The 22,248-nt window shown below is 39.6% G+C and carries 24 protein-coding genes and 1 tRNA gene; 15 read left to right on the top strand and 10 right to left on the bottom strand.

Annotation, left to right across the window (positions count from 1 at the left end; all coding sequences use genetic code 11):
- Positions 1–336: 336 nt before the first annotated feature.
- The 10 genes from QYB97_RS04045 (at position 337) to QYB97_RS04000 (ending at position 11,468) form a co-directional block, all read left to right on the top strand.
- Positions 337–1,425 (top strand): glycosyltransferase family 4 protein, encoded by a 1,089-nt coding sequence (locus QYB97_RS04045; protein ID WP_301164646.1) that lies wholly within the window; start codon positions 337–339, stop codon positions 1,423–1,425.
- 13 nt (positions 1,426–1,438) lie between these two features.
- Positions 1,439–2,557 (top strand): glycosyltransferase family 4 protein, encoded by a 1,119-nt coding sequence (locus tag QYB97_RS04040; RefSeq protein ID WP_301164645.1) that lies wholly within the window; start codon positions 1,439–1,441, stop codon positions 2,555–2,557.
- A gap of 25 nt (positions 2,558–2,582) precedes the next feature.
- Positions 2,583–3,713 carry a class I SAM-dependent methyltransferase gene (locus tag QYB97_RS04035; protein WP_301164644.1) on the top strand — a complete coding sequence of 377 codons (1,131 nt, stop codon included), beginning with the start codon at positions 2,583–2,585 and terminating at the stop codon, positions 3,711–3,713.
- Positions 3,714–3,762: 49 nt separating this feature from the next.
- On the top strand, positions 3,763–4,875 hold the full coding sequence (locus tag QYB97_RS04030; protein WP_301164643.1) for a glycosyltransferase family 4 protein: 1,113 nt from the start codon (positions 3,763–3,765) through the stop codon (positions 4,873–4,875).
- 16 nt (positions 4,876–4,891) lie between these two features.
- Positions 4,892–6,004: a glycosyltransferase gene (locus QYB97_RS04025; RefSeq protein ID WP_301164642.1), complete on the top strand. Its 1,113-nt coding sequence runs from the start codon at positions 4,892–4,894 to the stop codon at positions 6,002–6,004.
- 103 nt (positions 6,005–6,107) lie between these two features.
- Positions 6,108–7,073, top strand: a complete 966-nt coding sequence (gmd, locus tag QYB97_RS04020) for a GDP-mannose 4,6-dehydratase (RefSeq protein WP_301164641.1) — start codon at positions 6,108–6,110, stop codon at positions 7,071–7,073.
- A complete protein-coding gene (locus QYB97_RS04015; RefSeq protein ID WP_301164640.1) occupies positions 7,070–7,990 on the top strand; it encodes a GDP-mannose 4,6-dehydratase in 921 nt (306 codons plus the stop codon). The genes gmd and QYB97_RS04015 overlap by 4 nt, the downstream gene beginning before the upstream one ends.
- Positions 7,991–8,112: 122 nt before the next feature.
- Complete coding sequence (locus QYB97_RS04010) at positions 8,113–9,138, top strand: mannose-1-phosphate guanylyltransferase (protein ID WP_301164639.1); 1,026 nt, start codon at positions 8,113–8,115, stop codon at positions 9,136–9,138.
- Position 9,139: 1 nt separating this feature from the next.
- Entirely contained in the window at positions 9,140–10,216 is a 1,077-nt protein-coding gene (locus QYB97_RS04005; protein WP_301164638.1) for a glycosyltransferase family 4 protein, read from the top strand.
- 4 nt (positions 10,217–10,220) lie between these two features.
- Entirely contained in the window at positions 10,221–11,468 is a 1,248-nt protein-coding gene (locus QYB97_RS04000; RefSeq protein ID WP_301164637.1) for a glycosyltransferase family 2 protein, read from the top strand.
- A gap of 45 nt (positions 11,469–11,513) precedes the next feature.
- Here QYB97_RS04000 and QYB97_RS03995 read toward each other — a convergent pair whose 3' ends face one another.
- The 6 genes from QYB97_RS03995 to QYB97_RS03970 form a co-directional block, all read right to left on the bottom strand.
- Positions 11,514–12,479 (bottom strand): CgeB family protein, encoded by a 966-nt coding sequence (locus tag QYB97_RS03995; protein ID WP_301164636.1) that lies wholly within the window; start codon positions 12,477–12,479, stop codon positions 11,514–11,516.
- An 18-nt stretch (positions 12,480–12,497) separates the two neighbouring features.
- Complete coding sequence (locus tag QYB97_RS03990; protein ID WP_301164635.1) at positions 12,498–13,520, bottom strand: CgeB family protein; 1,023 nt, start codon at positions 13,518–13,520, stop codon at positions 12,498–12,500.
- Between the two features lie 118 nt (positions 13,521–13,638).
- Positions 13,639–13,866, bottom strand: a complete 228-nt coding sequence (locus QYB97_RS03985; RefSeq protein ID WP_301164634.1) for a hypothetical protein — start codon at positions 13,864–13,866, stop codon at positions 13,639–13,641.
- A 141-nt stretch (positions 13,867–14,007) separates the two neighbouring features.
- Positions 14,008–14,406: a hypothetical protein gene (locus QYB97_RS03980; protein ID WP_301164633.1), complete on the bottom strand. Its 399-nt coding sequence runs from the start codon at positions 14,404–14,406 to the stop codon at positions 14,008–14,010.
- Between the two features lie 156 nt (positions 14,407–14,562).
- Positions 14,563–14,718: a hypothetical protein gene (locus QYB97_RS03975; RefSeq protein WP_301164632.1), complete on the bottom strand. Its 156-nt coding sequence runs from the start codon at positions 14,716–14,718 to the stop codon at positions 14,563–14,565.
- Between the two features lie 36 nt (positions 14,719–14,754).
- Positions 14,755–15,624, bottom strand: coding sequence for a hypothetical protein (locus tag QYB97_RS03970; RefSeq protein WP_301164631.1), 870 nt, complete (start codon positions 15,622–15,624; stop codon positions 14,755–14,757).
- Between the two features lie 92 nt (positions 15,625–15,716).
- Between QYB97_RS03970 and QYB97_RS03965 the strand changes: the two genes are divergently transcribed.
- Both QYB97_RS03965 and QYB97_RS03960 read left to right on the top strand, forming a co-directional pair.
- Entirely contained in the window at positions 15,717–16,907 is a 1,191-nt protein-coding gene (locus tag QYB97_RS03965) for a BMQ_0737 family morphogenetic spore coat protein (RefSeq protein ID WP_486599095.1), read from the top strand.
- Between the two features lie 113 nt (positions 16,908–17,020).
- Positions 17,021–17,911, top strand: a complete 891-nt coding sequence (locus tag QYB97_RS03960) for a hypothetical protein (protein ID WP_301164629.1) — start codon at positions 17,021–17,023, stop codon at positions 17,909–17,911.
- Between the two features lie 43 nt (positions 17,912–17,954).
- Here the strand turns inward: QYB97_RS03960 and QYB97_RS03955 are convergent, their stop codons facing one another.
- The 4 genes from QYB97_RS03955 to QYB97_RS03940 all read right to left on the bottom strand — a co-directional run bounded on the left by QYB97_RS03955 (position 17,955) and on the right by QYB97_RS03940 (position 20,473).
- Entirely contained in the window at positions 17,955–18,635 is a 681-nt protein-coding gene (locus tag QYB97_RS03955; RefSeq protein ID WP_301164919.1) for a YetF domain-containing protein, read from the bottom strand.
- 92 nt (positions 18,636–18,727) lie between these two features.
- A complete protein-coding gene (locus tag QYB97_RS03950; protein ID WP_301164628.1) occupies positions 18,728–19,162 on the bottom strand; it encodes a GNAT family N-acetyltransferase in 435 nt (144 codons plus the stop codon).
- Positions 19,163–19,164: 2 nt separating this feature from the next.
- Positions 19,165–19,683, bottom strand: coding sequence for a 2'-5' RNA ligase family protein (locus tag QYB97_RS03945; RefSeq protein ID WP_301164627.1), 519 nt, complete (start codon positions 19,681–19,683; stop codon positions 19,165–19,167).
- Positions 19,684–19,747: 64 nt separating this feature from the next.
- Positions 19,748–20,473 carry an alpha/beta hydrolase gene (locus tag QYB97_RS03940; RefSeq protein ID WP_301164626.1) on the bottom strand — a complete coding sequence of 242 codons (726 nt, stop codon included), beginning with the start codon at positions 20,471–20,473 and terminating at the stop codon, positions 19,748–19,750.
- A 125-nt stretch (positions 20,474–20,598) separates the two neighbouring features.
- Between QYB97_RS03940 and QYB97_RS03935 the strand changes: the two genes are divergently transcribed.
- The 3 genes from QYB97_RS03935 to QYB97_RS03925 all read left to right on the top strand — a co-directional run bounded on the left by QYB97_RS03935 (position 20,599) and on the right by QYB97_RS03925 (position 22,222).
- A complete protein-coding gene (locus tag QYB97_RS03935) occupies positions 20,599–21,153 on the top strand; it encodes a phosphatidylglycerophosphatase A family protein (RefSeq protein WP_301164625.1) in 555 nt (184 codons plus the stop codon).
- A gap of 119 nt (positions 21,154–21,272) precedes the next feature.
- Entirely contained in the window at positions 21,273–22,028 is a 756-nt protein-coding gene (locus QYB97_RS03930; RefSeq protein ID WP_301164624.1) for a DUF6143 family protein, read from the top strand.
- A 118-nt stretch (positions 22,029–22,146) separates the two neighbouring features.
- Positions 22,147–22,222: transfer RNA gene (locus QYB97_RS03925), tRNA-Val, on the top strand.
- Positions 22,223–22,248 lie beyond the last annotated feature (26 nt).

The raw sequence follows: 22,248 nt of genomic DNA, 5'->3' as shown, positions 1-22,248 counted from the left end.
ACAAAAAAATAAGAATTGTAAGGGTAAGCAATGAATAAGAGAAAGGGGTATATAAGGGGCTGCCAGAAAGTTAGTGAAATTGACTTTCTGGCAGCCCCTTATAAAAGCTAAAAAAGCGACACAAAAAATCGTCTCTTTAGTAAATCCAAATGTTTCATTTTTTGTAACATTTCTCTGTAATTAACGAAACCGACGCCTACCTTCTTTTTGATTAACCTAATTTAAATGGCCAGCATATCTTATCAAAGAGGATATGGGTATTCCCCCATAAGCAAAAAGCTTTTACTTAAATATGAACGGACATTCTAAATAAAGGTAGGTAAAGGAGATGGTGTTTTGAATATTGCTTTTGATACCTTTTATTCATTTTCGGACTCCAATATGAGAGGGATTGGGACTTATTCAAAGAGTCTAATTCAACAAATTATGGAGTTAAACAGCAAACATACCCTTTTTTTCTTTTCTCCAATACCTGGAAGTAAGTCGGAACTAGAGAAAGACAGGCTTAAAAAGTTCCTTGAGCGTAATTCAATCGATATTTACCATATAACCAGTCCAATTGAATATTTTTTTAACTATAATGAGCTCTTGGACGAGGATTTATTTCTAAATGTTAAGGTAGCTGTGACCTTCTATGATGTTATTCCTTGGATATATAAAGATATATATTTAAGAAACGAAAAAGAAAAACAGCATTTTATAAAAATGATGAATTTCATAAATAACTGTGATTTAATTTTTGCCATTTCAAATAAAACCAAAGAGGATGGCATTAAACATTTTAATATGAATCATGAAAAAGTAGAGGTTATACATGGAGGTGTAGATCCCTTATTTAAGAAAACTGTAGATCCTACAGTCCTTACAAATCTCGGTATAACAAATCCTTACCTTCTGTTTATTGGAGGTATGGAATTTAGAAAAAACCTTTTAGGTTTTATTCATGCTTTTGGCAAAATAAGTACCCATCTGCCAGAGAGGTATGATATTGTACTGCCTGGTCGCTTTACAGAAACGTATCTCTCCCAAATTAAGCGTATAGCTTCTTTATATCATATTGATGAACGTCTAATTTTTCCTGGATATCTCTCTTTGGATCACCTAGTAAAAGTTTACAGTCAAGCGGTTCTTTTTGTTTTTCCCTCCTTGTATGAAGGGCTCGGTTTACCAGTAATTGAGGCAATGGCATGTGGTACGCCAGTATTAACTTCTAAGACCTCATCAATGGATGAAATAGGAGGAGACTCCTGCTATAAAATTAATCCATCAGATATCGGTGATTTAGCTAATGGAATGCAAACTATACTAACAAAACCCGAGTTACAAAAATCATTTATTGAAAAAGGAATTATACATGCAAAGTCTTTTACTTGGCCAAAAACTGCATTAAAAGTATTGAATGCGTATGAAAAAATAATTAAATAGAGAAGGAGACGAAATGAAAGCATCCGGTGTATTTTGGGCAGGTCATGTGTTTGACCGAGGTGGTTATGGTACGGTTTCTAGAAATTATTTGAAAATGCTTAAACTCTTAAAGGTTCCTGTTCATATTTATAATATTGGGCCATGTCACGATGAATTAAGTAATGAGGACGTCAGAATGCTAGAAAACATCCATCGTCCTATTTCAGCCCTTGGACCTAATCCTTTATTAATAATTCATAGTCTTCCTGATGACTTTAATCGTTTTGATTATTTAAGTTTTAAGAGAAAAATAGGTGTAACAATTTTTGAAACTGATAGAATACCAGATCATTGGATTAATTTATGCAATCAAATGAATCAGATCTGGGTTCCTTCATCATTTAATTACCATACGTATACTAATGCAGGTGTTGATAAGCATATAGTAAAGGTTGTTCCATATGGAATTGATGTAAAGTTTTACAACCCCTGTCTATACAAACCTTTTAAGTTTCCCTTTCAAGCTAAGCCATTTGTATTCTTATATTGCGCACAAATGGATTACAGGAAAGGTTTTGACCTGCTGATTAAAAGTTTTTGTGAAGAATTTAATGATTGTGAAGAAGTATCTTTGTTTATAAAAACTTATGTTCATGAAAGCATAGATATTGATGCAGAAGCGATAATTAAATCATATATACCAAAGAAAGAAAATGTCCCTTGCATTCATGTTTACAACAAAAAAATGCCCCAAAAAGAATTATTATCATTGTACACGAGCAGCAACTGTTATATTTCAACCGATCGAGCTTGTGGATGGGGGATGCCGCAAATGGAAATGATGGCTCTTGGAAAACCAGTAATCTCTATTAACTGGGGAGGTTCCACTGAATTCATATGTGATAAAAATTGTTTCCTTATTCAACCTGAAAATGAATTAGAACCAGTAGATATTCAATTAATGTTAACTAGACCAAGTCTGTATTTGGGTCATCAATGGGCTAAAGTTAAAGAAGAGGGTGTTCGAAAAGTTATGAGAGAAGCCTATGAAAATGAAAAAAAACGAGCACAAATTGCACAAATAGGAAAAGAACAAATACTTAACAAATACTCTATTGAAAGTGTTTCAAGAATCATAGAGAGCATTATATAAATGCCAAAAATAATGGAGGTTAGGTATGGGTTTATTTCAGCATAAATTTAGACCTCAATTTAATATGAACGGCAAACAGTTTTATTATAGCAAAAGTTCATATAATAATTTTTCTGAAAGGTCAATTGAAGTTCCGGTTGCAAAAGATTTTTTTAATAAGTATAAAGAAAAAAAAATACTAGAAGTAGGAAATGTTTTTAAAAATTATAACAATGAAAAAGTAACCTGGGATGTAATTGATAAATTTGAAGTTTCTCCAAATGTATTAAATATTGATCTGATGGACTATGAGCCAGTAAATAAATATGATGCAATTGTGTCTGTTTCAACTATTGAACATATTGGGCAAACAACAGAGCCAACTGGAACGTATGGGGAAAATACTTTAGATAAAGATAGAGAAGCTCCTTTAAAGGCAATCATAAAAATTTATAACTTGCTTAAATTAGAAGGAGAGGCTTTTATCACCGTACCCTATGGTAAATTAGTTGATTTTAAATGGCTGATACAATTTAATAAAGAATATTTATATCTTTTATTTGCGAAATTTGGGCTTCCAAAAGAAGATGTGAATTTTATTTTTTATAAAAAAACAGATATGGAGCTAATGGGAAACCCTCCCGTTCAATTATGGGAACAAGTTAACATGGAACAACTGTCAGATACAAAATTTGATAGCCCGTTTCCTTGTGCAAACGGAATCGTCTTTATATTTATAAAACGAACAAAATCCAAAGACATCATTCTAAACATTAACCAGCCAGAAACTAATTTATTTTATAATGATCCAGATATTATTCCCAATTTTTACTTTTCAAAATTTACTCATCTTCATTCATTTGATAGCTCAGGCTGGATTCAAATTCCCAAACAGGGATTAATTAGTATGTATCCTGAAATTCAACTTGATAATGGGGAATATGAAATAACGATTGAAATAGAAGTCAAAGGTAATAAGCGAGTATATTTTGATTTAAGTGTTAACAATAAATCTTTCCTTAATTATGAATTTGCAGCAGAAAAGAAAGTAAAAACAAAGTTTAATCTAAGTGAAAGCAAAAATATAGTTTCCATAAATTTGTACAGTGGAACCGACCAGGAGATCAGGGGGGAATTTAGAGTTAAGCAAATTTCTTTAGCAAAAATAATAAATTAATGATTATATAACTAAGGAACTTGTATTTTAAAACAAAAAGGAGCTTAACATGGAATATGGAAAAGGAATTAATTTAGTCGGTTACTCAAGAGCAGAATTAGGACTCGGTGAGTCATGCAGAAGCGCTGCAAATGTGTTAACCAGGTCAAACATTCCATTTGGAATTATTAATTTTCCACTGTGTGTACAAAGACAAGAGGATACAACATGGATCCATAAGGAAATCGAAAATCCGCTGTATTCAACCAATATCTTTCATGTGAACGCAGACTCGATACAAAATGCATACCTGTACTTCTTTGGAAAGAAGCTTTTCGAAAATCGAATAAATATTGGCTACTGGCATTGGGAACTACCCGTTTTTCCGGATGAGTGGAACTATACCTTCCAGTTTGTCGATGAGATCTGGGTTCCTTCAGAATTTGTTAAACAAAGTATTGAAAAAAAGTCACCTGTTCCCGTAATAAAAATTCCTCATGCTGTTGAAATTGATATAGAACCAGCCCCTGATCGATCACAATTTCTACTTCCCCCTGAAAAATTTCTGTTTTTAACCATGTTCGATATTCAAAGCACAAAAGAACGGAAAAACCCAATGGCAGCTATAAATGCATATTTAAAAGCCTTTGGTAATAAAGACAATAAAGCCGGCCTTGTTATAAAAGTAAATGCAACAACGCCTTGGAAAAAGGAATTGAATGATTTAAAAGATATGATAAAACATATCCCAAATGTATATCTCGTTGACCAAATATTAAGCAGGAAAGAAACGTTGTCTTTAATTGCTTCTGTTGACTGTTTAGTTTCCTTGCACCGCTCAGAAGGTTTTGGATTACCTCTAGCTGAAGCCATGTATCTTGGTACTCCGGTGATGGGTACCAATTGGTCAGGGAATATAGAATTTATGACAAAAGACAATTCTATGTTGGTGGATTATACCTTGGTAGAGCTGAAAAAACAGTTTGGACCTTATCAAAAAGGGCAGGTTTGGGCAGAACCAGACATCATACATGCTGCTGAGATTATGCTAAAGATAGTAGAGAACAGGGATTTTGCTGTTAAATTAGCTAAACAAGGAAAGAAAGATATCCGTGAAAAATTGTCATGTGAAAGGATTGGTACACTGACAAAAGAAAGATTGGAGCAACTTAAATTATTGTAAGAAGGGTGATTTTGTTGTGAAAAAAGGTGTGAATTTATTTGGATATAATCGGGCGGAGCTGGGGGTGGGTGAATCCTGCAGATTGGCTGCGAGTGCTCTTGAAGCGGCCAACATCCCCTTTTGTATCATCAACTATCCTTTCTGTTCATCCCGCCAGAATGATCTGACCTGGCAGCATAAGGAAGTTAAAGAACCTAAATACGACACAAATATTTTTCATATCAATGCAGACCAAATGATTGTTGCTCATACACATCAACTTATTAAACGTGACCATTTTAAAGGCCGTTACAATATAGGGGTATGGCATTGGGAGCTTCCGGATTTTCCAGAGAGTTTCTGCCCTGCTTTTAAGTTGGTGGATGAAATCTGGGCACCCACCCATTTTATTAAAGAAGCCATTGGAAAAAAATCGCCTGTTCCCGTTCACTATGTTCCACATGGTCTTTCCATACCTCAAATCCAAAACAACAATTCTCGCCAAAGGTTTCAGCTGCCGATTGAAAGTTTCCTTTTTTTAGCGATGTATGATCCGTGCAGTTCACAAATGAGAAAAAACCCAACGGGAGTTATTGATGCTTACAAGAAAGCTTTTCAAAAAAGCGAGGATAACGTGGGATTAGTAATTAAAATTAATAATAACGGATTTGATATCACCGAAGAGCTTGAAGAATTGAATAGTAGCTTAAAGGGTTATAAGAATGTGTATATCATAAATAAGGTTCTTAATAAACCAGATTTACAGTTATTGATGAACAGTTGTGATGCGTTTATATCGTTGCACCGTTCGGAAGGGTTTGGTCTTTCGCTGGCGGAAGCGATGTGTCTCGGTAAACCGGTCATCGCTACAAATTGGTCTGGCAACACAGATTTTATGGACGCTGAGAATTCCTGCTGTGTATCTTATTCCTTAATCCATGTAGAAAAAGAGTGGGGCCCTTATCAAACTTATCAAATGTGGGCAGATCCTGATTTGGATGAAGCGGCATTTTATATGAGAAAACTCTTTCTTGAAGAGAAATGGTACCAGCAACTCAAAAAGAAAGCCATTGAGACCTTTAAAGAATGGTCACCTGAACGAAGCGGGATGGCCATGAAACAAAGACTTCAAAAACTTCATTTATTATAGACAAACAGCAGCCGCCAAATTGCTGCTTCTTTTTATGTCATAAATGAATCATTTGCTACATAGATAAATAAATAGGCATGAATCTAAAAAAAGGGAGATGGTTATGAAAACTGCCCTTATCACTGGAGTGACCGGCCAGGATGGCTCTTATCTTGCGGAATTATTGCTGAAAAAAGGCTATAAAGTTGCAGGTTTGAAGCGAAGAACATCGACGGAAAACGATACAAACATCAAGAGGATTAAAAATGAGATTGAATGGTTTTCGGGAGACTTATCTGATTTGGCCTCATTGACTGAGGCGGTAAAGACATCAAAACCAGATGAAGTTTATAACCTGGCTGCCCAATCCTTTGTTGCAGATTCCTGGGAACAGCCTGTTTTTACCGGCCAGGTTACAGGCCTTGGGGTGTTAAACATGCTGGAGGCCATTCGGCAAACCAAGCCGGACGCCAAATTCTATCAGGCTTCAAGTTCAGAGATGTTTGGAAAAGTGGTTGAAACTCCGCAAACGGAGAACACACCTTTTTATCCAAGGAGTCCTTATGGGGTGGCGAAATTATATGGTCATTGGATAACTATTAATTACCGGGAGAGCTTTGATTTGTTCGCCTGCTCAGGTATTTTGTTTAATCATGAGTCTCCAAGGCGGGGGATTCAATTCGTGACAAGAAAAGTTACGGATGGAGTAGCAAGAATTAAATTGGGTATGCAAAAAGAATTACGAATGGGAAATCTTGATGCGAAGCGAGACTGGGGCTTTGCAGGCGATTATGTAAAAGCAATGTGGCTGATGCTGCAACAGGATCAACCGGATGACTATGTCATTGCCACAGGGCAAACCCATACGGTGGAAAAGCTACTTGAAGTGGCATTCAGCTGCGCAGGTTTGAACTGGAAGAATCATGTTGTACAGGATAAGACATTTATGCGCCCTGCTGAAGTGGACCTATTGCTTGGAAGTGCTCAAAAAGCAAAGAAGAAACTCGGATGGACGCCTGAAGTATCTTTTGAACAATTAATTGAAATGATGGTGGAAGCGGATCTCAGGAAGTATAGTGGAACTTCATGAAAGCTCTGATTACTGGGATTACAGGCTTTGTGGGAACGCATTTGTCTCTGCTCCTCAAGAATAAAGGATGGGATGTAGAAGGAACAACACGCCAATCAAGAGAAAATCATGGCCTATGGAAGGTGGATCTCCAGAACCAGGAACAGCTGATCAAAGCCATTAAGGGTTCAAAGCCAACTCATATTTTTCATCTTGCAGGATTAAGTGATGTACGTAAGTCATGGGATTTCCCTCATGAGTACTTAAGGACAAATGCTATAGGAACATACAATGTTCTTGATGCTGTTCGTAAAGTTAACCCGAAAATCAGGGTGGTTACAGTTGGTTCGTCAGAGGAATACGGAATTGGCGCTCAGGGCATAGTGGATGAAAACCAGCTCCTTAGGCCGCTTAGTCCTTATGGGATCAGTAAAAGCACTGCAGGAATGTATTCCGTCCACTTTGCCCGTTCGTATCATATTCATGTCGTTCATGTACGCCCGTTTAATCATATTGGTCCTGGACAAAGAGAGGGTTTTGCTGCGGCCGATTTTGCTAAACAAATTGCACGGATCAATAAATACAAGGAGTTGCCGGCTGTCATATCCATTGGAAACCTTGAAAGTATCAGAGATTTTACAGACGTCAGGGATATAGCTGAGGCATATTATCAGTTGAGCATAAAAGGGGAATCAGGAGAAATTTATAATGTCGCTTCAGGGCGTGGGGTGAAAATCAAAGATCTTTTATCCATTCTCCTATCCTATTCATCACGAAAGATCCAGACAATTGTTGATGATTCCCGGCTGCGTCCTGCTGATATTCCGCTTCAGATTGGAAATTGTAATAAATTGAAACAAGCAACAGGCTGGAAGTCCGCAATGAGCATTGAAAATACATTAAAAGAAATCTATGAAGACTGGCAAAGCCGTGTATAAGGCTGAGCCAGCTTTTTTTTTGAAGAAAGAGGTCAATTGGGATATTGTCCAATCCATTAAAGGGTTACTAGCATAGAAAAATAAGGTGGGGATAATTATGTCATGAAATATGAGGTGGAAAAATGAAAGCAGTCATCATGGCTGGGGGACAGGGATCGAGGTTTTGGCCATGGAGCACCAGTGTCAGGCCGAAACAATTCTTAAGCCTGCGCTCCAACCAGACATTAATCCAGGAAACCTTTGAACGTTTTCATTCATGGCTTCCGGCCGAAAAGATTTATGTTGTAACCACAGAAGAATATCTTAGTACAGTAAAAAAACAGCTGCCGCTTCTGTTATCCCAAAATATAATAGTGGAGCCTGAACGGAAAGATACAGCACCATGTATTGCACTGACTTCCATTAGATTTCTTGAAATGCAGGATGATGAAGTAATCGTCACTGCGCCTTCAGATCAATATATTGACCATAATGTGAAATTTAAGGATACATTGGAATTGGCGGGAAAAGCTGCATCCGAGTTCGGTAATATCATTACCATAGGTATTCGTCCAAACCGTCCGGAAACGGGCTATGGCTATATTGAGGCTGATTTACTAAGTCAGGAAGGGGAGATCCTCCCAGTCCGGCAATTTATTGAAAAGCCTTCATTAAGTAAGGCTGAAGAACTTATTCTTGAAAAAAGAATGTATTGGAACAGTGGTATTTTTATTTGGCGGCCATCCACCATTGCTTTTTATATGAAAACCCATCAGGAAGAACTCTGGAATACACTCAATAATAAAAATAGTAACTTAAAAGAGGCATACGGAGATCTCCCGAAAATATCTGTGGATTATGCAATCCTTGAAAAAGCAGACAAAGTATTCATGGTCCCCGCATCATTTGAATGGGATGATATCGGGACATGGGGCTCATTGGAGCGGTTTCAGGCAAAAGACCTGCATGATAATCTGATAAAGGGCAAACAAACGATTGTTACCGGGAATAACTGCACTGTTATTTCCGAAACCAAGAAAACAATCGTAATCGGTCTTGATGACATAATCGTTGTTGAAACGGATGCGGGTCTGCTCGTTTGTCATAAATCACAAGAACAGAAAATCAAAGAGGAACTGCAAAAGTTAGATGATAAAAAGGAGGAATAATATGATCATTGCCTATGATCAAATCTATGAAAATACTCCTTCATCGAAAAGGGGAATTGGACGATTTTCAAGAGAACTGTTACATGCTCTATACAAACGCCCCTCTTCTTATGATTTTCTTCCCTATACACCGGATCCTTCTGTGACTGCTCTGGAGGCCAGGAAAGACCTGGAATCATTTCTTGCCTCCCAAAAGGTAGGCATATATCATATTCAGGCACCATTTGATTATTATATGTTTCCTGAAATGAGCCGGGAATGGTTTGGTGATGTAAAAGTATCCGTAATGGTTCACGACATCATTCCGTTCTTATATCCACAGTATTTTCTTTTCAGTGATGAATGGAAAGAAAATTACAAAAAAATGATGCGTTTTGTTTCAGAAAGTGATCTGATTTTGGCCAATTCGGAATATACCAAACAGGATTTAATTAAACATTTTAATATTGATCCATCATTGATAAATGTGATTGCTGCCGGTGTATCCCTTTCTTTTAAAAAAACAGACCCAAAACGAATCCCTAATAAGTATGGAATAACAAAACCGTATCTTCTGTATGCGGGTGGCGGTGAAATCCAAAAGAACGTTCCATCAATAATTAAGGCTTTTGGCCAGATTAAGGAAAATTTAAAGCAAGAGCATCAATTGGTCATTGCTGGAGATTTAAGTAATGCATTTATTCTGATGTTCCAAATGGAAGCAAGAAAAGCGGGGGTATGTCCCATTTTCACAGGCTACGTTCCTGAGGGTGACTATCTCTCTCTTCTAAGCGGTGCATCTGCATTTGTTTTTCCATCATTGTATGAAGGTTTTGGTTTACCTGTTTTAGAGGCGATGGCATGCGAAGTGCCTGTCATTACTTCAAATGTTTCCTCACTGCCGGAAGTGGCAGGAGATGCAGCCCTGCTTGTTAATCCATTAAGCATAAGTGATATCAGTTCTGCGATGCTCCGTATATTAAATAACGAGAAGATAAGTCAATTATTAATTGAAAAAGGGAAGACCCAAGTACAAAAATTCAGCTGGGAAAAGAGCGCTGATAGAATGATTCTCGCCTTAGGCAGGCTGAAGGAGTGAATATATGGTGAAAGTATCAATCATATTGACCAGCTACAATAAACCAGACTTGGTTGGAAAATCCATTCAAAGTATACTTGTGCAGACACATACAGACTGGGAGCTCTTTATTATGGATGATCATTCTAATCAGGAAACTCTCTCAGCCATTCTTCCTTTCTTGCAGGATTCCCGTATTACGTATATCAACAGCAATGTAAAGGATGAAGATCGGCACAAAGTTACAAGGTATGCTTATTTAATCAACCAGGCTTATGAACAATTAACAGGTGATTATGTTTGCTATTTAACGGACGATACTGAATACCTGCCCCATCGCTTGGAGAAGATGCTGGCTTATTTTCAGGAGAACCCCGGCAAGGACGTAGTTTATTCAAGACAAAAAGCTGAGTACTATAACCACGATGGAAGGCATTTATATTACATGCTTCTTCCTGCAGAAGATGTACTGGAGCGTGCAGCAAACCGAGTAGACCACTGTTCAGTGATGCATACCCGGAGAATTGCTGAAAAGATACGAAAAAAACATGGGACTTACTGGGATGATGATCGTGCTTTTTGGTTTAATGCCGATGCTGTATTTTGGTCGAGGTTAAATGAGTTTTCTTCCTTCTATCCCATTTCGGAAGTGCTTGATATTACCAGAAAAACACCGCATAGCTACCAGCAGCTCTCCGTCAATCTGCCCGACCGGATTCCAGAGGGTACAATTGTAAAGGGAATTAGTCCATGCAAGTATATTATCGAGGGAGAGACACGGCGTCCGTTATCGGATGCTATGTATGACCAGCTTTATCTTGAAAATATAATAGAAATACCGGATCCGGTACTATTTAAATACAGAGAAGGCACTCCCGTTACATGGAAGGCTCTGCATGATGGATTGCTGATAAAAGAAGACGATTTTCTCTATTATCTTCAAAATCAAAAAAAACGCCGTGTTTCACAGGAAGCCCTCCGGTACTATTGGCCACGAAAACGAATCATTGAATTAAACCATACACTTTCTATGGACATTGGTGATCCGGTTGAATATAAGATTTCTGAAACATCCCTGCTTCCTGATGGAGTTCTTTTTAAACACAATGGAAACTATTATTTGAGTGAGCAAAACCAATTATGTTTTATTCAGGAAGATATTGCTCAAAATAAATTCTTCTATCGCATGGATCTTGCAGTCTCATTAACAGATAAAGAGTTTACCTGGTTTGAACAAGGAAATCCATTTGTCTGGCAGTTGCCGTTTAAATAAGAAAACCCCAATCGTAGAGCACAACGATTGGGGCTTTCATATTTATTAAGCATGGTTTTCTTGGATAATCCGGAGCATCTCCTGTATCCGGTGCTTGAAGGTATGAAATTTCAGAACCGTTGCTTTAGCCTTCTCGGCAATAGCCATGGCTTCATGGGGATGTGTTAAATAAAACTGGATTTTATTCAGGCAGTCCTCTTTGTTTTCATAGAAAACAAGCTCTTCGTTTTCCGTCATATGAAGGGGCAGCACTTTTTTCGATGATAACAATTGAAAAACCCCGCATGCGGCAAGATCAAAGGTTCGGTTGTTTACACTGTTAGCCGGAACTTGAACAGAGTTTTCATTTATTTCCAACTGATGAGGTCTTTGCGGGTTCAATGCAATATGTGCCTGCTGATAGCATTTTGCTGCATTTTCGGGAAGTGTCCATGTTTTAATAGTTACACGTTGTTTTTGCTCATTATTTAAAATATCCATCCATTCATCCCCGACAAGAAGCAAAGAGAGGTCACTTTCTCTTGTAATGTGGTTGATGAGTTCTATCCGGTCGGGATAAGGAAAGCCGATCAAACAAACATCATACATTTTTTTGACATCAAATGAGGTGAATGTAGCTGGATCTGTTCCAAGCGGTAAATAATAGGTTTGATGGTGTCCTTTTTCAAAGTAATAAGGAATAGCTGATTTTTCAATGGTAAACAGGTAATCATAATGTTCGGCTAATTTTAATGTGCTGTCCATATAAAAAGGGTCTTCAGTCAGCCAGACGGCAGAAGGTATTTTCTGTGATTTGATATACACGGCCATCTCACTCGGCAGCAAAAAACTAACAGATGTTAATACAAGGTCTGGCTTAAAACGGTTAATGATTAACCTCAGGGCGTCCATTCCTTTAAAGTGGCTAAACACCGTACAGATGTGACCAGCAGCTTTAATTTGGTTTACAATATTGTTATCGATATAAAAGTAAATTCGGGGAAAGCCTGAGGGGATGTATAAGATGTTCATCCTACCGCTCCCAACTTTCTATTTTGTAAATAGTGATGATTGATCAAAGAGCGATTGACTAAACCTGGCAACCGGTGTGTATCTTGTGATTTTCACTAATTGTTGAATACGGTTGGAGAAAGTATGGTTTTTTAACACTTTTTCCTGTGCTTTGCATGCCATTGCTTTTCGTTTTGTTTCATCTTCCATATAGTACCGAATTTTCTCAAGTAGATCTTCTTTTGACTCAAAGGTAACAATTTCTTCATCTGTAAAGATGTCCGAAATTCCCTTCTTATATGAAAGCAGCTGAAATCCGCAGGTTGCTGCAATATCAAAGGTCCGGTTGTTTACACTTTGATTGATCACACCGATTGAATTTTTGTTCTCTGAATAATTGTGGGGCCTGTTTGTGTTCAGGATGATTTTTGATTGGCGGTAATATTCGGCCACTTCAAGAGGAGTGCTCCAGTCTATGATGGTTAGTTTGGTGTTCTCATTATGCTGGCTCAGATCATCCCGCCATCTCCCGCCTACAACGGTAATGGTGTAATCGGTATTATCCAATAAATACTTGATGAGCTCAATGCGGTCGGGATAGGGAAATCCAACAAGACAGATGTCCCTCTCCTGAACGGCGTCTTGCTCTGTGGCAGCTTTGAAAACCGAGGGTTCTGTCCCTAATGGAAGAGGAAACACGAGCTTATGGCCGTTTTGTTCATAAACCTTTTGAGCAGCCGTATCAATTGTGAAAATAAAATCATATCGTTCTATAATGGGCAGGGTTAAATCCATGTAATAGGGATCCTCAGTCATCCAAACAGCAAGAGGCACATGTCGTTTGCCGAGCCAATCGGTCATTTCTTTGGATAAAACAAAACCGGTCATGGTTAACACCAAATCGGGCTGAAACCGCTGGAAGACAAACTTTAGACGGGGCAGTCCTTCATATAAATTAAAAAGCTTGCAATGCACATTGTTTACCTTGCAAGCATTGACGATCCAATGGTCAAAGTAATCATAAATCCCAGGAAAACCTGAGGTGATATAAAGGATTTTCATGGTATCCTCCAGTCATTTTAAATTAAATCATTATTACATTCTATTAAAAAGGATGAATTTGGTTTGGGTTCAATTGAAACTAAAAATAAACACAGCATAAAATATGCTGTGTTTAGTGCTAGAAAGGATTAAACTGGCCAAAGGTTAAGTTTCGGCAATCGGTGACAATAACCGAACCGCCTGTACCGATTAGCGTTACGCAGCCGTGGCAGCAGCCTGCTGAGACACCGGTGAAAGCTGTGGTGCTTCCGGGGAAACCGACACTGACACTCGCGCCGGGTGCTCTGCAGATCGCATTGCAAACACAATTGCTGTGTGATTTTTTATGATGTTTTCTTCGGGACATTCCTTCACCCCCTTACCCCATTTCTCTGTAAAAACAGATTGATCAGGGGGTATTGTATTATATGTAATAATTCGGTGACGGCTTGGACAGCTATACATAAAAGTAAAAATCAGGCTGGAGAACCAGCCTGATTCATCATGATTAACCTGCAAATGTAGGCGGGAATTGCAGTGAAGTAATATCCTCGCAGTTTACAACAAGTACAGAACCGGTTGGTGTCGCGGAAGATCCTGATACAAACGTAGCACAGCAAGTGTCTGCACAGAATGCAGCGAAGATCACGTTCAACTGGATAGAGGATCCATTTAGTGTAATAAGAACACGGCGTCCTGGAATGGTATTGCGAAGTTCATTACAAGTACAAGTGTTGCAATGACCGTGTGAGCTTGATGACACTGCAGAAGATGAAGATGAAGATGAAGATGAAGATGAAGATGAAGAGCTGCTAGAGCTTTCTACCTTTCTTTTCTTCTTTGGCACCCATGAACTGGAGCTTTCCTGGTTACATCCGCACCCTTTTTTATTAAATAAAGAACCCATTGATTTTCCTCCTTTATTGTCTTTCGTACTCCTGAATTATCAGGGATAGTATAATATATAGATTTTTGAGGAATTTGCATGGATGATTACCTACTCGTACAAAAAAATAGGGAAAATCCCCAGTAAAACAAAAAGAGAAGGCAATGCCTTCTCTTTTTACTGGATTTTTTTGGGTTTCCACGTAACTTTTCCGCACGTCTTGCAGCCTTTTTTGGGTTTCTGAGGTTCAATTAAGGAAGGCTGGTTTGCCGCCTTTTTTGTCTTTTCTTTCTGCCGCTCCTGATAAAGCTTACGGATCTGAGATTTATCCAATTTACCACACCCCCTTAGCAGTCAGATACTGATATGTTATTCCTTCGGGCGGTGTGATGTATGGGTCTTTGGTTGAAACGGGTTAATGATGGCAGATGTTTTCTTCTGTTTGGTTCTAAAGGGGTTTATGGTTGATGGCGGGGCATGAACAGGCTTGAAAGGATTAATAGGCGGTCCGCTTTGTGGGTTGCGTCTCCTGACAGCAGGAACAGGTTTAATGGAAGGAACAGGGGAAAAGGGTTTAGGCTGAGGCTGCTGAATAAGGTCAGGAATCGTAATTTCTTCTTTGGGATCCTCTTTTACTAAGGATGGTGTATGCACTATTTGCAAAGAGGCAAACACAGGATTAATCGGTTTTAAAATATTCCCAACCGCCGTCTGGTATTCCGATTGAGAAATGGACGCAAGAGAAGAAAACTGTGAGGAAAGGCCAATTTGAATGAGCAAGTAGCTGATCCACTCTGCCATCTGTTTGGTTTCAATGTATCTAAAAGAGAAAACGTAAAAATCTGCTTTACGTTTGCATACTATACTTTGATGGATACAATGCTGTACATCTCCAGGTTTATTTAATGAGGGTGTAATATAAAGAAGCTTTGCTCCGGTTGTCTCTACAGCGATCGGAACCGGCTGATCAGCTGCCGTTGAAACGGATATCCGAATGCGGGCAGAAGCGGCCGGTCCGTTCTCGATAACCGCTCCTGTATGTCTCAAAAAGGATTTCACTCGGTCCATTACCTCGGGCTCAATGCCTGTAATGGCAAAAGACTGGTCCCGCATACCAGGTTCAATTTGATTATCATCCTTATTCCATTGTAATCCCCAGTAGCTTAAAAGAGGTTGTATATGATGAAAAAAGTTGCTGTCCATTTGTCCGATTTTCTTTTGTTTAAACGTTAAATTCATGTTGTCTATCCTCCCGGCTGCCCGAAAAATAGGCATTCATTCTTGTGTCATAACCTATCGTATTCCCATAGTATGTATGGAATCTTCAGAACATGATGAGGAAAGGAAGGGAAACTATGGGTTTAAATCATAAGAAATCTATACCAAAATCCACCAATAGTCTCCAAGAAGAATGCATAAGGGTGCAGAAGGTGTACGATTGGTTAACAGACACATTCTCTGTAACCAAACAGGTTAGTTTCACTCCAGAGCAGATTCGAAGGATCGAAGAAGCACTGGCTGATCCGGCTCGCCGTCCTCTGCGTCTGACATGCCAGACACCAGTTACTCCTCCCGCATTCCCGCTTAGCGGAGAAGAAACCATGGCGGAGACTGAATCATTCCTGTGCGAACAGGTAGGAGAAAAGAGAGATGTCACCGTTTCACTTAATGGCAGCTTCGTGGATGCACAGCTCGTAGAGTTATTGTTTACTTCTGAAGTTGTGGTGGCTGTTGTTGACAGAAATGGGTTGGTTGTCACCAGTGTAACGACCGATGCTTCTGTTCTTGAACCTTTTGTTCTATGCTATCCTGACGGAACAGACTTATTCTGCCGCATTACTCGCATTCTCTGCAAAATTCCAACAGGAACAGTTATTCTAAATACTCCGGCTCCAAGATCATTCAATGTAACCATCACCTTCTGTGTGGATATCCAAATTGAAGCAGAAGTTAAACTTGAAGTGCTGGCTAAGTTCTGCGCACCGCGGAACAATGATCTAACGGCAGAAGAAAATGAAATGGATGCTTGCCCCGATATCGTATTCCCGGCGCAATGTCCGGATATCTTTCCTAGACCGAGCTGCGACTGCAGTGTATCAGGAGAAGCAAGCGGCCACACCGGAAGCAATGCCACGGAAAAAGGCCGCCTTGGGGTCCTTGCAGAAATCTGCCAGAATTGCAGCTTGAGTGACAGCTCATTGCAATTTACGTTCGATCAGGAAGACGGGGGCATGAACAACTTTAACTTCACAGCCGACAGCTTTGATCAGGATAGCCTGGTTTGCGAGCCATGTGAAGGAAAAGGGCTGAAATTTACAGTATCCGGAACCGGAACAACCGATGATGGCGAGGAATTCGATTTTAATTTCGCAGCTGTCAGCAAACATTCCGGAACCTTATTCCAGTTACAGCTTGTGGATGAGCGCGGCGTAACGGTATTTGAGTCAGGAATTGTAAAAGCCGAAGAGGGAACACTTGAAGTTGAAGATTGTGTGTCCTTTGACGACATCAAGATGAAATAATTGAATGAATGTAGAAGAGAGCAGGATCCTCCTGCTCTTTTTTTTATTTCTGTGAACGAATCAACCCCTATTACATAAGATAAAGATGGGAGCCTATTTAGGGAGGGACACAAATGCATTCTCAAAAAGAACGGTTGAGCTATGACCGTCTCATTGCCCGTGCTGAGTTTTATCAGGAAAAATCGTTAGCTCTTGAAAAAAAACTGGTTTTTGCAGAAGAACAAATTGAGACCCTTGAAAAAGAAGTAACTGATGCAGTAAGAGAGGCTGAATTTCGGGCACTTGAAGCAGACAAGGCGAAACTTGAAGAAGAGGTCATCCAGTTAAGGGAACAGATGACACGTTCCAAAAGTGAGGATTATGAAAAAAAGGTTGCCGATTATGAGGATTTGCTAACTACAGTACAAAAAGAAATGAATGAGAAGGAAGTTAAACTGGAAAACAGCCTGCAAAAAATCAAAGCTTTGGAAAAAAAGCTGTCACTTCAGGGACGTCCTGATCCATTCCTGAAAAAAGCAGAAGATGATGAAGACAGCATATTTGTGAAGCGTGATTATGAATGCCTCTGCTTGTTTGATTACTCCATGATTATGAAAGAGGATCTGAGCGGATTAATAAAAGGATCATTTTTGATTGAAAATACAGGGCTTGTTCCTCTGCACAATCCTTCCATTTGCTTCAGATTCCAGCCTAATGAAGCTAATATCATAAAAGGAAAAATTTATTCAACCGAAAACCATGAAACCAATCAGGATAATCTGTCAAACTATCAGTGGATGTTTATTGATAATGACTGGTCAACAGAGGCAAAAGAGCGGGGCGAAATTTGGATTTGTCCCATCCGCGACCTGACCATCGATCCTGGGGAAAAAGCCATCATTCAGGACTATCTCATTCCGTTTAAAAAAGAAGCGATTGGTAACCTGACAGTTGAAGCGTTTGTGTTTTTTAACAAGCAGCAATACAAGGTGAAGGCATACAACCAAATCGCAATTAACTTCTGATTTGATTACACGTAAAAAAGAACACGGTTTTTCGTGTTCTTTTTTAGTTTTCCTTCATCACAAGCAATTCCTCGTCTTGCTTCCATTCTGCATAAAATACGTTTTTAGCGGAGTGAATGTTTTTGTTCCTGAGCTCGTTCATCAGCCAGTCTTCATCAATTCCCGCAGTTGAAAGGTTATCGTAAATAATGGTTCCATCCATGATCAGGGTGACCGGAAGAGTGGTTTTTTGTTGAGGGAGATTCAAATCCTGCCTTGTTACCGGCTGGTTATCGCTTTTGGGGAGAACAGAGATTGAGCCGTTCGTCTCGAGAATAGCATAGTCGATCTCTCTCATACTGAAGTATCCCTTTTGCCGGATGAGGTTTTGCAGCTGATTGATATCAATTTTGTTTTTTTGCATTTGTTTACGATCCATGATTCCTTTGCGAATGACAATAGAAGGGGAACCTTCCAAAACCTTGCGGAACTTCATGGACTTTTGGGTGAGGATTTCCAATGAGAACATGAGAACTCCCCAGACACTAATGGCGAACAAGATCATCCAGATATGCACATCAGGATCATACATGGCGTTGCCAACAAGTTCCCCAAGAATGAGAGCGGATATAAAATCAAAGGGTGTCAATTGGGATAGTTGTGTTTTTCCAAGGATTTTTGTCAAAAAAAACAGGGCGAAAAAGCCGACGACCATTTCAATTGTAATTGTGCCAAGGTTCATGATATCCCCCAGAAATGCGAAATTAACGATAGTGTTCGCTATTGGGCAGCAAATTACTCAGAGTCAATAGAAAAAAGCCTTGATCTGATTGTCCATCAGTTCAAGGCTTTTTTCATCGCCACATGAAGAATATTGGCGTCTATAAAGGGTTCTTTTGATGTTGTCGTATATCCCAGTTTTTTATAAAAGTCCTCTGCCTGCACTTGCGCATATAATGTTAAAGCAGGATAGTTCAGCCGGACGGCTTCCTGCTCCATACCCTTCATCAGCAAATCACCTAAACCTTGTTTGCGTCTGTTGGAAATAATGCATACTCTTTCCACTTTTCCGCCGTCCTCAATTGGACGCATTCGTCCAGCTCCAATCGGATGGTTTTCTGTATCATAAAGTACAAAGTGCGTAGCCGTATCCTCAAGATGATCTACCTCAAGGTCTTCTGATACGTTTTGTTCGTTAACAAATACCTCTTTTCGAACGGATAAGGCGTCTTTGTATGCTTCATCTGTCGTAGTAACAACCTTGATCTTCAACTTTATGCTTCCTTCCCAAGTGTAAATGTTTTGTAAATCTCCCAGCGGTCGGATTCTTCATCCCGTTTGAGAAGGTGAAATTCATGTACGGTTTCTTCATATTCCGCTTCCACCATTTTAAGGCGTTCAAGAACGTCGGCGTGCTCAACATCTGAAAGCTTTTGAGCAAGTGTGAGGTGAGGAACGAAATTATACGGATGTTCATGCTGAAGGGGACCTTCATAAAGCTTTTCATGAAGAGAGCTGAGCTCTTCAGTGTTGTTCACTTTTAAATAGATGACATTGTTAACCGGATGGAAAGAGCTCACCCGGGAGATATGAATTTTAATAGGAGGAGAAGTCTTGGCCACATCTTGAATATAGCTGATAATTTCATCAATTTCAGCATCACTCGCCTCAAACGGATCCTTGAGAGTAACATGAGGATCAATGATGGAATAATGAGGATCATAACGTTTGCGATACGAATTTATTTTATCTTTCAGGTCTGTAGATGGGAAAATGGCAATACCGTAGTTCATTTAATTTTCCTCCCTTATCTTTTGGATTAGTATATCAAAAATTCTTATAACTTCACAAATTGAATTATTTCCCGTAAATAAACTTCAATGCAGGTACCAAGTTCTTCTGCCAATCCGACCACAGGTGATTTCCTTGAAATTCTTCGTATTGATACTCGAAATTTTTGGTTTCAAGCATCCTGAAGAGTTGCCGGTTGGGTGTAAGAAAATCTTTTACACCGCTTGGCGATTTAAATTTTGCTTCCTCTGTTCCGACAGAATGGTAAAGCTTCAGCAATTCATACCCTGTAAATGAATGCAGTATTTCAAGGACGTTCGAATCAACAAAAGGCGACTGCAGAATCAACTGGCCAAACGTGCGGGGGTATCGTAAACCGCACATAAGTGAAACATACCCTCCGAGTGAATCTCCAATAAGGCATATCCCCGATCCGAGGAGATATGTGTTAAATTCCTGATTAATGTAGGCTGGCAGTTCATTTGACATAAACCTCAGGTAGGAGGAATGCTTTGATCCAATGGGATGGTATTTTTGATGCCTGTCATCTCCCCGCTGATGAGCAATTCCAATAATGATCATGGGCTCTATATCCCCTGACTGAATCAACTCATCTGCTGTAGAGGCGAGTCTTCCTAATTGAAAATAATCGGGGCCATCCTGCGCAATTAACACCGGGTATTTTTTTAAGGTTGTATATACGGGCGGGTAATAGACCAATAAAGGAACCTTCTCATTCAGTTCCTGGCTATGTAGAGTTTGTTCTTCGATAGTACCTTTAAAGGGCATCATAATTCTCCTATCTTGAAAAGAGCGCTTTCATAGTATTCGTTTTATTTTATCATACAGTGGTATAATCTAATCAAGATATATGATTATTGTGCAAAAATCCAAGGAAAGCACAAGAGGTGGACACAATGACTAAAAGAGTACACAGTCGGGAAGTAGAGACAGCAGCGAGAACCCTGCTGGCTGAGCGAGGTGTAACCATCCCGGATATTGCTGAAATTGTATTTGAGATGCAGTCACCGTTCTCTCCTAATTTAACGATGACCGAGTGTATCGAAAGTGTAGATAAGGTACTGACAAAACGGGAAATACAGCATGCCCTGCTTGTGGGAATTGAATTGGATATACTGGCTGAAAAAAAGTTGCTGTCAGAACCATTGCAGGCGATCGTTGAAATGGATGAAGGCCTTTTTGGCGTGGATGAGACAATAGCACTTGGGGCAGTGTTCGGCTACGGAAGTATTGCAGTTACAACGTTCGGACACCTAGACAAGTATAAGCTGGGGATCATCCGTAAATTGGATACGAAGACAAACGAGGGTGTCCACACGTTTCTGGATGACCTTGTTGCCAGCATCGCCGCAAATGCTTCCAGCCGTCTTGCCCATCGTCTGAGGGACCAGGAAGAACGATTATCCAAAGAAGAAATTGCTTTAAATGACCAGGAAGAAAAAATAGGTTAAAAAAGCCAGTCCCAATCAGGATGGCTTTTTCTTTTACCCATTTTTCCAAATAGACTGACCAAGTATAGCTTATCTACATATGGTAATAATGTGTAAACTTTAAAGAAGGGAAAATGCATATGATAAATAGAATGTACCCGTATGGACAGGGGGCAGGGTATGGTTATGGTCAGGGCAGCAACCCCAACATGAATCCAAACATCAATCCCAATATGAATCCGAATATGAACTACCCGAATCCCAATATCAGCCCCAATATGAACTATCCTGTCAGCCCCAACATGAACTATCCGGTAAATCCTAATATGAATGTAAATATCCCGGTGCAGCCCAAAATGCCAAATATGGGCTTTGGCAAGTATCCAAAAGAGGAGAAAAAAACGGAGGTAAGCCCGGCAGAAGAAACAAAGGCCAATAACTTTCTCGGGTCTACTGATACGCTTTCTGTGTGTCCATGCCCACCTGGAGAAAATGTATGGGCGTCACTGGTCAATCCGGCAAGCTCTAACGTGGACGTTTCCCTGCAGCGGATCACCATCTCGAACATGACCTGTAATCCAATGATTGCTACTATCTATTTCAAACCAACACTTCCTTTCAACGGGAAGATGTCCTCGAACGTTACACCGGCTGATCTTTCAAAAAACCCGCCTGACCGGCCAAAAGGACAAATCCAATATGGAATTCTTCCAAACTCCCCGGTGAACGGAGCAATTGGGGCTACTCGCGTCATCCCGGCTAACACTTCCATTACGGTGGAACTCGATGGCTTATGGGTGATCGGCCAGGGAACGAATGTTATGGTTTACCTGACTGCCCACTGCAACGATTGTAATTTGAAATCGGTCGTTTCCTTTGAATGGGAAGAAAAATAAGAATTGAATAAGGCCCTGTTTTTCGGGGCCTGTTTCTTTTTCAACCTTTTTAGATAAAAGGGGTTGTCAAAATAGTTAGTTATGAGATATAATTCTATTTGTCCGATACATAATTACTGATCCGATAGCTCAGCTGGGAGAGCGCTACCTTGACAGGGTAGAGGTCGTGGGTTCGAGCCCCTCTCGGGTCACCATAACTTATACATATTATTAGCCTGTA

It is taken from the genome of Fictibacillus fluitans (genome assembly GCF_030418125.1).
In the GTDB taxonomy this organism is placed as follows: Bacteria; Bacillota; Bacilli; order Bacillales; family Fictibacillaceae; genus Fictibacillus_C; species Fictibacillus_C fluitans.
Note: the sequence above shows the minus strand (reverse complement) of the source record. Positions and strands in the feature narration are given on the sequence as shown.

What these genes read in the sequence shown, in the direction of transcription:
- QYB97_RS04040 (WP_301164645.1), top strand. Translation starts at nt 1,439, where the DNA reads ATGAAAGCATCCGGTGTATTTTGGGCAGGTCATGTGTTTGACCGAGGT.
- QYB97_RS04035 (WP_301164644.1), top strand. Translation starts at nt 2,583, where the DNA reads ATGGGTTTATTTCAGCATAAATTTAGACCTCAATTTAATATGAACGGC.
- QYB97_RS04030 (WP_301164643.1), top strand. Translation starts at nt 3,763, where the DNA reads ATGGAATATGGAAAAGGAATTAATTTAGTCGGTTACTCAAGAGCAGAA.
- gmd (WP_301164641.1), top strand. Translation starts at nt 6,108, where the DNA reads ATGAAAACTGCCCTTATCACTGGAGTGACCGGCCAGGATGGCTCTTAT.
- QYB97_RS04015 (WP_301164640.1), top strand. Translation starts at nt 7,070, where the DNA reads ATGAAAGCTCTGATTACTGGGATTACAGGCTTTGTGGGAACGCATTTG.
- QYB97_RS04010 (WP_301164639.1), top strand. Translation starts at nt 8,113, where the DNA reads ATGAAAGCAGTCATCATGGCTGGGGGACAGGGATCGAGGTTTTGGCCA.
- QYB97_RS04005 (WP_301164638.1), top strand. Translation starts at nt 9,140, where the DNA reads ATGATCATTGCCTATGATCAAATCTATGAAAATACTCCTTCATCGAAA.
- QYB97_RS04000 (WP_301164637.1), top strand. Translation starts at nt 10,221, where the DNA reads ATGGTGAAAGTATCAATCATATTGACCAGCTACAATAAACCAGACTTG.
- QYB97_RS03995 (WP_301164636.1), bottom strand. Translation starts at nt 12,479, where the DNA reads ATGAACATCTTATACATCCCCTCAGGCTTTCCCCGAATTTACTTTTAT.
- QYB97_RS03990 (WP_301164635.1), bottom strand. Translation starts at nt 13,520, where the DNA reads ATGAAAATCCTTTATATCACCTCAGGTTTTCCTGGGATTTATGATTAC.
- QYB97_RS03985 (WP_301164634.1), bottom strand. Translation starts at nt 13,866, where the DNA reads ATGTCCCGAAGAAAACATCATAAAAAATCACACAGCAATTGTGTTTGC.
- QYB97_RS03980 (WP_301164633.1), bottom strand. Translation starts at nt 14,406, where the DNA reads ATGGGTTCTTTATTTAATAAAAAAGGGTGCGGATGTAACCAGGAAAGC.
- QYB97_RS03970 (WP_301164631.1), bottom strand. Translation starts at nt 15,624, where the DNA reads ATGAATTTAACGTTTAAACAAAAGAAAATCGGACAAATGGACAGCAAC.
- QYB97_RS03965 (WP_486599095.1), top strand. Translation starts at nt 15,717, where the DNA reads ATGATGAGGAAAGGAAGGGAAACTATGGGTTTAAATCATAAGAAATCT.
- QYB97_RS03960 (WP_301164629.1), top strand. Translation starts at nt 17,021, where the DNA reads ATGCATTCTCAAAAAGAACGGTTGAGCTATGACCGTCTCATTGCCCGT.
- QYB97_RS03945 (WP_301164627.1), bottom strand. Translation starts at nt 19,683, where the DNA reads ATGAACTACGGTATTGCCATTTTCCCATCTACAGACCTGAAAGATAAA.
- QYB97_RS03940 (WP_301164626.1), bottom strand. Translation starts at nt 20,473, where the DNA reads ATGATGCCCTTTAAAGGTACTATCGAAGAACAAACTCTACATAGCCAG.
- QYB97_RS03935 (WP_301164625.1), top strand. Translation starts at nt 20,599, where the DNA reads ATGACTAAAAGAGTACACAGTCGGGAAGTAGAGACAGCAGCGAGAACC.
- QYB97_RS03930 (WP_301164624.1), top strand. Translation starts at nt 21,273, where the DNA reads ATGATAAATAGAATGTACCCGTATGGACAGGGGGCAGGGTATGGTTAT.